At 49.1% G+C, this 334-nt stretch carries 1 protein-coding gene; it reads right to left on the reverse strand.

The features are described from left to right. On the reverse strand, positions 1 to 189 hold a 189-nt coding region (locus KTG12_RS21535; protein WP_216945561.1), incomplete at its 3' end, for a hypothetical protein. Positions 190 to 334 lie beyond the last annotated feature (145 nt).

Consider the following 334-nt stretch of genomic DNA (forward strand, 5'->3'; position numbering starts at 1 on the left):
AAGACGATTCACCGGAATAGCGGTTATCCGAGAATAGTCCTCCAGACTCCATCCTAAGTCCTCCGATGTAGGCATCCCCATTTTGATAAACTTTAAACGGAGCATTTGCAGGTGTTGCATTTCCAGCCCAGATTCGAACAGAGTTTCCGGCAGTTCCACCTCCCGATAACCCGGCAAGTTTTTCTCCATTTGAATTTGCTATATAGATACTTCCTCTACTTTCCACGTTTCCATTGCTTTCTACCCGGAATGTCGGATCAGTGGGTGGTTGCCCTTTCGCCCCGGCTGTTCCTCCCGACCAAATACGGATTGTACCAGACGCCGACATTCCACC

This window comes from Parabacteroides sp. MSK.9.14, assembly GCF_019041495.1.
GTDB classification, from domain to species: domain Bacteria; phylum Bacteroidota; class Bacteroidia; order Bacteroidales; family Tannerellaceae; genus Parabacteroides; species Parabacteroides merdae.